The organism is Rhodococcus sp. KRD197, assembly GCF_017168235.1.
GTDB lineage: Bacteria > Actinomycetota > Actinomycetes > Mycobacteriales > Mycobacteriaceae > Rhodococcoides.
The window spans coordinates 22608-29554 of sequence record NZ_JABFAO010000029.1 but is presented as its reverse complement, the minus strand read 5'-3'; the positions used below and the strand labels follow the sequence as shown (position 1 = coordinate 29554).

The window sequence follows — 6947 nt, the reverse complement described above, 5'->3', positions numbered from 1 at the left end:
GGGGAGGGAAGCGGTCCATGCGGGACATCGGGGGCGGTTGTGTACGCGCAAGCGGTGAACGGTGCGCACAACCGAGGCGAGAACGCTGATGGCCGTGCTGGTCTCGCAGTTGCGCGCATGGACGCCGCGGGCACTGGCCGGTGTCGCAGCCGAGGTGGCCGGCATCAACGACGAGTTCGACGAGCAAATGTCGCAGTTGGCGCGCCGAACCGACGACGCCTTCGCAGACTGGCAGGGAGATGCCGCCGCAGCCGCGATGGCCCGCTCGTTGGCCGACCGAATCGCAGGAAACCACATCGTCACCGCGGTCGCCGCCGTCAGTGAATCCTTCGCGAAAGCGGCCGGTGAGCTCGACGCGATACGGGAACCGGCGCTGGCCGTCGTCGACTCCGCGGTAGCGGCGGGCTTTACCGTCCACGATGTCGGCGCCGTGATCGCACCCATCAGCTCCACCGGAGAGATCGTCGTCGACATGTTGTTGCAGTCGAGTTTCGACGAACAGGCAAGAACCATCGAGGCCCGCCTGATGCCACTTCTCGCTGCTGCGGCAGAGGCCGACCGGGCCTGCGCGAGAACACTGCAGAACGCACTCGGCGACCTCGCCGACATCACCACCTCGGCCCCCGCCGCAGCCTCCTACGGGCCCGAGGTGCGCGCAATCCTCGACGGCGAGGCGTTCCTCCCCGAAAGTCCGGTCGCGCTCGCAGAGTTCTGGGATGGACTGTCCCCGGCAGAGAAGGACGGCCTGGCAGCATGGGATCCCACCATCGGCAACCGCGACGGCCTACCCGCGATCGACAAGTCGCGCTACAACGAAGAACTGCTCGAGACGTTGCGCTTTAACGCACACGCCGACCTCGACGCGATCGAAGCGCGTCACCCGGATTGGATGAACGGTGAGAACCTGCCACCTACCGAAGGCATCCTCACCGACGAGGACAGCGCCAACCAGCGTGAGCTGGACCGGTGGCTCGACGAGCGCGCCGACGCAGAGAAGTCCGCATTCGGATACGACGAAGTCCGGACGCAGCTCGACAAGGACGGGCCACAGCGATTACTGATGAACATCGATGCCGAAGGCCGCGGCGCTATTGCATTGGGCAACCCCGACATTGCCGGCCACGTCGCGACATACGTGCCCGGCACGAGTTCGGGTTTGCCGTCACTGGGAGGGGACATGGAGCGGGCCGAATTTCTGCTCACCGCCGCCAACAGGTTGAACGACGGTGACAACGCGGTCGTGACATGGGTCGGCTACAACGCCCCACCCGAGTTGCCCGATGCGGCATCGGCCGACTACGCCGAGGCGGGCGCACCGCGGCTGGACAGCTTCCAGGACGGGTTGCGCGCCGCACACGAGGGAGCGGCGTCACTCAACACAGTGATCGGGCACAGCTACGGCAGCACCGTCATCGGGCACGCCATGAGCGACGGAAACTCGCTGGCCGTGGACAACGTGGTGTTCGCCGGGAGCCCCGGCGTCGGATACGGAGTGAACGGGGTCGGCGAACTGAGCCTCGACAACGTCGACCCGACGTCCAACAACGAACGGATCTTCGCGACGGCTGCATCCTCTGATCCCGTGACCTGGATAGGCGACGGCGTGGACGGCATACGCGTGGCGGCCTCGGTCTTCGGCCTTCCCACGGGCGAGCTCGGGCACGGCGCCGACCCCACGAACCCATCCTTCGGTGCGACGGTATTCGACAGTCACCCGGGGCCCAGCGTCAACATCGTGGGCGTCGACATCGGGTTCTCTCCGTCCACGCACAGCAACTATTTCGTAGAGGAGAGCCAGTCCCTCCTGGGAATGGCCCAAATCGTCGCGGGAACGAGGTAGGAGACGATGATTTCGTCGTATCGCCGGGCGGTCGCCGGGCTGTTCATGGTTGCAGTGTTGGTGCTCGGGTGCTCGTATACCGCAGGTAAGAGCGTGAACAAGTCTTTGACGTCCGATGAAAGCATGAACCGCACCCTCGAATACCTCGAAGAATCGCTGGCCGCTTTGCCGTCCGGGGCGAGGTTGGACCGCGTCCACCCCGAACTGCCTGTGGGGGATCTCGGGTACGGCGGGTTCGCGCCCTGCTACGACAGCAACACCGTCGTCGAAGGGCCCGAGTACTTCGGTGTCGGCTTTTGGGTGGTCGACGGCGGTGACGGACCGGCAGGGTTGAAAAGCGTGGTGGAGCGGTGGACCGAGTGGGGTTGGACGGGCGACGATCGAGCCCCCGACGGCGACAGGTACGCACAGCGAACCTCGCCCGACGAGTACACGCTGACCGCACAACTCAGCACCAGCGGGTACCTGAGCCTCAGTGGATCCTCGCCGTGCTTCCCGTTCGAGAACGGGACCGATCTCGACGTACAAGGTCCCGGGGTGATCGAGCAGCCGTGAGACCGGTTTCATCGAACGGAAAGGGATGAAGATGCTCGAAGCCGACTCGGAATCGTTGCGCGCGTTATCGACCTCGCTGCGCGATACAGCGGAAACAGTCGCATCGTTCGACCCGACACCTCCAGCGGCGGCGGGCGCGGCGGCTATGCCCGACTCGGCCTTCGGCGCAGCCGCAGCCACATCCGCAGAACCGATACTCACGGCCTACCGGGCCACAGCAGACCGCATCCGGCACATGGGGGAGGCCGCGCTGGCGAGTGCTCACAGCTACGACGAGGCGGAAGCCGCATTCCGTGAACAGCTCCGGGGCACACAGTGAGTCCTCGCCCCGATACCGTGGCGATCGAGGAACTGACCGCCAAAGCCGCACGCGTCCAGCTGGCCCTGCAATCGGTTCGGGGCCACGCGAGCTCCGACGGCGCAGACGTGCGCATCGAAGTCGGTGTCGACGGCCGAATCACCGATATCGCACTGAGCCAGCACTTTTCGCAACTGCCACCGGATGCCGCTGAGGGTCTGATCGCACGCACCCACGCGGCGGCACTCGACGATGCTTCGCGCGCCGCCCAAAGCATCCGACGCGAGCTGCTGGATGACCCACGTGTTGGAAGACTCGTCGACACCGTAGTGGCGGAGCCGGATTCACCGGCCGGGAGCGTTGTTGTGCGGGATGAGGAGCCACTGCAGCCGACGTCGATTTATGAGCGGTGGTAGCGGGCTGCCTGTCGATTCGAGTTCTTGTCGGTGCCTCGTTGTACCTTTCGTGGCATGGAAGAAGTTGGGGGATTCACCACAGCACACACGCTGTCCGACCAGGACATCGTGACCGCACTCGCGCGCATCCACACCACCGAAACCAGCTTGGCCGCATCCCGACTCGCCCTGCTCGCCGAAGCCGAACGCCGAGGACTCGCCCTCAAACTCGGACACTCCTCCATCAAACGCTGGTACGGCAACGCCGTCCGCATCCCCGAAGGCAACGCCGCCCACCAAATCGCCCTCGGCTACTGGCTCGGCGCCCACCCATCCGTCGCACATGCACTCTCCAACGGCACCATCCACATCCTGCACGCCAAAGCCATCGCCGACGGACACTCCACCATCCTCACCGCCGACCCCACCCTCACCGAGACACACCAAGCTGATGCTGTCGCAGTACTGCTCGACATCGCCACCCGATCCCTGCCCAGAACAGTCACCGACCGCGCCCACGAACTCGCCCACCAAGCCGCTTGCGATGCCCGAGCCCGGCACGAAACCGAACGACGACGCCGCGAAGAAGAACAGACCGAAGAGCAACGCCGACAGGCCGCTGATGGACTCGAGAACGTCCGTCCCGACGACAAGTCTGACGGTCAACCACCTGTGCCACCCGGCTCACCACCTTTGCCGCCACCTGTGCCGCCGCCCGGCCCACCGCCCGTGCCGGTCGCCGAGAACACCGCCCTCAACACCCTCGGCATCTACCCACTCGCCAACGGGCGCAGCAAAATCGACGGCAACCTCGACAAACTCACCACCGAAAAACTCAAAACAGCCCTCTCACCCCTGACCGCACCCAAGCCAGCACCCGACGGCACCCGCGACCCCCGAACCCCCACCAAACGCAACGCCGACGGACTCGCCGAACTCCTCGACCGCTACCTCAACGGACACCACAACACCGGACCCAGTCGTACCAGACCCGGTAGTACCAAGGTGAAACTGATCGTCCCGCTCACAGAGTTGATGAAAAAACCGCGCCACCGCCGGCCCGACGAAAATCAGTCCGGGGACGGACCGGGCGGTGGAGGAAGAGGCAACGACGGCGGCGGTAACGGTGGCAACGGCGGTGGCGGTATCGGTGGCGGTAACGGCGGTGGCCGAGGCGACCGGGCTGGAGATAGTGGCGGAGGCGACCAGGCTGGAGATGACCGGGCCGCTGATGAACGCACGGCCGGTGACCGCGCGGGTGGCCCGCCGACACCCGACGACCCGCGTTGGCCGTTCCACCTCGACTGGACCGGCCCCATCAGCCGCCACCTCGCCGAACTACTCACCTGCGACGCCGACCTCACACCCATCATCGTCGACGAACACGGCGTCCCACTCGCACTCGGACGCACCATCCGACTCGCCACACCAGCCCAACGCGAAGCCATCACCATCCGCGACCACTGCTGCGTCATGTGCGGACGCCCAGCGCAATGGTGCGAAGTCCACCACATCACGTATTGGCAGAACGGCGGCGCGACAGACCTGAACAACCTCGCCCTCCTCTGCAGCGAATGCCACCAACAAATCCACAACACCACCTGGGAACTCCACATGGGCGAGGACGGGCACCCCTACTCCATCCCGCCCGCCACTATCGACCCCGAACAACAACCCATCCCCAGCTACCACCGAAGACGAAAACCCCGAAGACAAGACCACAGCGCCTAGAGCCGGCCGACGCGCCACACTCGCCCGCGCGAGTCACGCACCGCCGCAGCACAACTGCGGCACGTACCGGGGGCTCCCATGAGCCCCCGGGGATCAGTCGCAGCTGCTACGAGCACACCGGAACATCGACGGTGACAGTCGGATCATCGACCAACGGCTGCACCGGGACCACGGCCTCCCCGGCGACCGTCGGCTCCTCGAGCTCCCACGTCACCGTCGAGGACTCACCCGGAGGGATAGTCACATACGCCGCCCGAACCGGATGACCCAGCTCCACCCCGCCCTGCACCGAGAAAGCAGTCACGCCATCGACCTGCATCGACGTAATCGACGCACCCTGCGTCCCATACAGATACACGATCGCCTCATTGGTGCCATACGGAACACCCGGCTGGAACGTGCTCGCCACATACGGCGTCAAACCATCCGCATTGACATTGTTGGTGAGCGTCGCCGTCACCGTCGACGTCCGAGTATCGCCGTCACAGGACTGCGCGGTATACGAAATATCGCGCGCCAGATAGTAATCCAACTTGTTGCCGCCAGCATTGTTGACGATCACATTGGCATACGGAACCGGATCGACGGGCAACGTGTGCCCGACCTTCGTCGGCGCCAACACATCCTGCACAGGCGGATCCGCGCTCCACACCGAGATACGTCCCTCGCTGCCTGCGCGGCCCACGGCGTCGAGCAACTCGCGGGTCGGGGCAACACCCGTGGTCATCTCGTTGACCACGGCAGCCGCGATCTCCTGCAGATATGCCTTGCGCGCCAACTGATCATCACCGAAACGCGCATACGCCGTCGACAACGTCACCTCGACCACATTGTCGCCGGAGATGACCTCGCCGTCAGGGAGAGTGATGGGCCCCGTCGCGTCGAGGATGTAACTCAACGCGATCGGATCGGTGGCGATAGCACCATCGAGCTGCTCACCCGTCTGCTCCGTCCACATCGAGGACCAGATCTGGCCCGCATACGGAAAGTGCGGGCTCGCATTGGAATTGCGGAAATCGACGGTGGTGTTGCGGGGGCCCCACAGGGCGTTGTACTCAGGCCCGAGATCGATGGGCTGCTCCGCGAAATCCAAGTCACTGTTACTGCCGAGCATGTCCACCCGCGCGGTACCGTCCTCGGCGCGGAGGATGCCGAAACCACCCAGCAACCCACCGGTGCCGCGGGCCTCAGCGTTGGTCTGAAAAGCCAGGAAGTACGAACGGGGGCCGTCCGCGCCCATCATTGTCGGGACGATCCGGCTCGCCGTGTACGTGTTGGTGAGCAACCCGGCGAGGTCATGCGTCTGGTTCTCCAGCTGGACACGCGCGTCCTGGACGACGCCGAGGTACGCCGGGTCCTCGATGGCCTGGGCCTGCGCATACAGGTCCTCGGCGGCCGCGGACGTCTCGGCGAGGATCGGCTCGGCGTCGGCGAGGGCCTGCAGGTTCACCCGGCCACCGCCCTCGAGGAGACTGTTGGGCGAGATCGATGCGCTGGCCGCAGAGGCGGGCTCGAGAACGTCGACCGCGAGTCCCTGCACCACATCGGATATTTCGGAGACCGTAGCCAGCGGGCTGCCGAGCACGGGGATGGCGCCGGCGATGGTGAACGGCAGCGAGGACGCCGAGCTCTGCGCATCGTTCGCGGACTCGGCCGCGTCGGCGGCAGCGGCCTGCGCGCCCGCCACATCGCCGTCGAGAAGTGCGTCCTTCGCCCGGTTGGCGGCGTCGCGCGTCGTCTCCAAGCTGGATTTCGCGGACACCGCCTCGTAGGCGAGCCAGGCCACGAATGCCACCACGATCACCAGGACGACCCCGACGATCAGCAGGATCGGTCGCTTGCGGCTGGTGTTTCCTCGACGGTCGGTCGAGTGGGTGTCGGTGCTGTCGGTCATGCGCCCGGACTCCTCGTTTCTGCGAAAACCCGCCTGGTAACCCACTCGGGTGGTGATCGATTGCGATGATCGCTGGTGTTGCGCGCTCGGGGGAACAGTAGTGTGTCTTCCGCGGAAAGGGCAGACAAGTCGTACGTTAGTCCGTCCGAATGATGGGGTTCTTGAAGCCGAAAATGCTCGCCAATGTGACAGTGATTACACAGAAGTAACACTTGTCCGCGGTGAAAACGTTAG

The 6947-nt window shown here is 65.2% G+C and carries 6 protein-coding genes; 5 read left to right on the top strand and 1 reads right to left on the bottom strand.

Translation table 11 applies throughout. The features are described 5' to 3' along the window. The first annotated feature begins 61 nt into the window (after positions 1 to 61). From J1M86_RS23565 to J1M86_RS23545, 5 genes are read left to right on the top strand one after another with little or no spacing between them, the layout of a single operon-like run. Entirely contained in the window at positions 62 to 1840 is a 1779-nt protein-coding gene (locus J1M86_RS23565; protein WP_307786727.1) for an alpha/beta hydrolase, read from the top strand. Between the two features lie 6 nt (positions 1841 to 1846). Then, positions 1847 to 2395 carry a hypothetical protein gene (locus J1M86_RS23560; protein ID WP_206511593.1) on the top strand — a complete coding sequence of 183 codons (549 nt, stop codon included), beginning with the start codon at positions 1847 to 1849 and terminating at the stop codon, positions 2393 to 2395. Between the two features lie 25 nt (positions 2396 to 2420). After that, the gene (locus J1M86_RS23555; protein ID WP_241260596.1) at positions 2421 to 2714 is read left to right on the top strand and encodes a hypothetical protein; all 294 of its coding nucleotides are present in this window, start codon (positions 2421 to 2423) and stop codon (positions 2712 to 2714) included. Continuing rightward, the gene (locus J1M86_RS23550; RefSeq protein WP_307786726.1) at positions 2711 to 3109 is read left to right on the top strand and encodes a YbaB/EbfC family nucleoid-associated protein; all 399 of its coding nucleotides are present in this window, start codon (positions 2711 to 2713) and stop codon (positions 3107 to 3109) included. Before J1M86_RS23555 ends, J1M86_RS23550 begins: the two co-directional genes overlap by 4 nt. Positions 3110 to 3163: 54 nt before the next feature. Continuing rightward, positions 3164 to 4819, top strand: a complete 1656-nt coding sequence (locus J1M86_RS23545) for an HNH endonuclease (RefSeq protein ID WP_206511592.1) — start codon at positions 3164 to 3166, stop codon at positions 4817 to 4819. A 106-nt stretch (positions 4820 to 4925) separates the two neighbouring features. On the opposite strand, the gene J1M86_RS23540 is transcribed toward J1M86_RS23545, so the two are convergent. Continuing rightward, the gene (locus J1M86_RS23540; RefSeq protein ID WP_206511591.1) at positions 4926 to 6713 is read right to left on the bottom strand and encodes a DUF4012 domain-containing protein; all 1788 of its coding nucleotides are present in this window, start codon (positions 6711 to 6713) and stop codon (positions 4926 to 4928) included. Positions 6714 to 6947 lie beyond the last annotated feature (234 nt).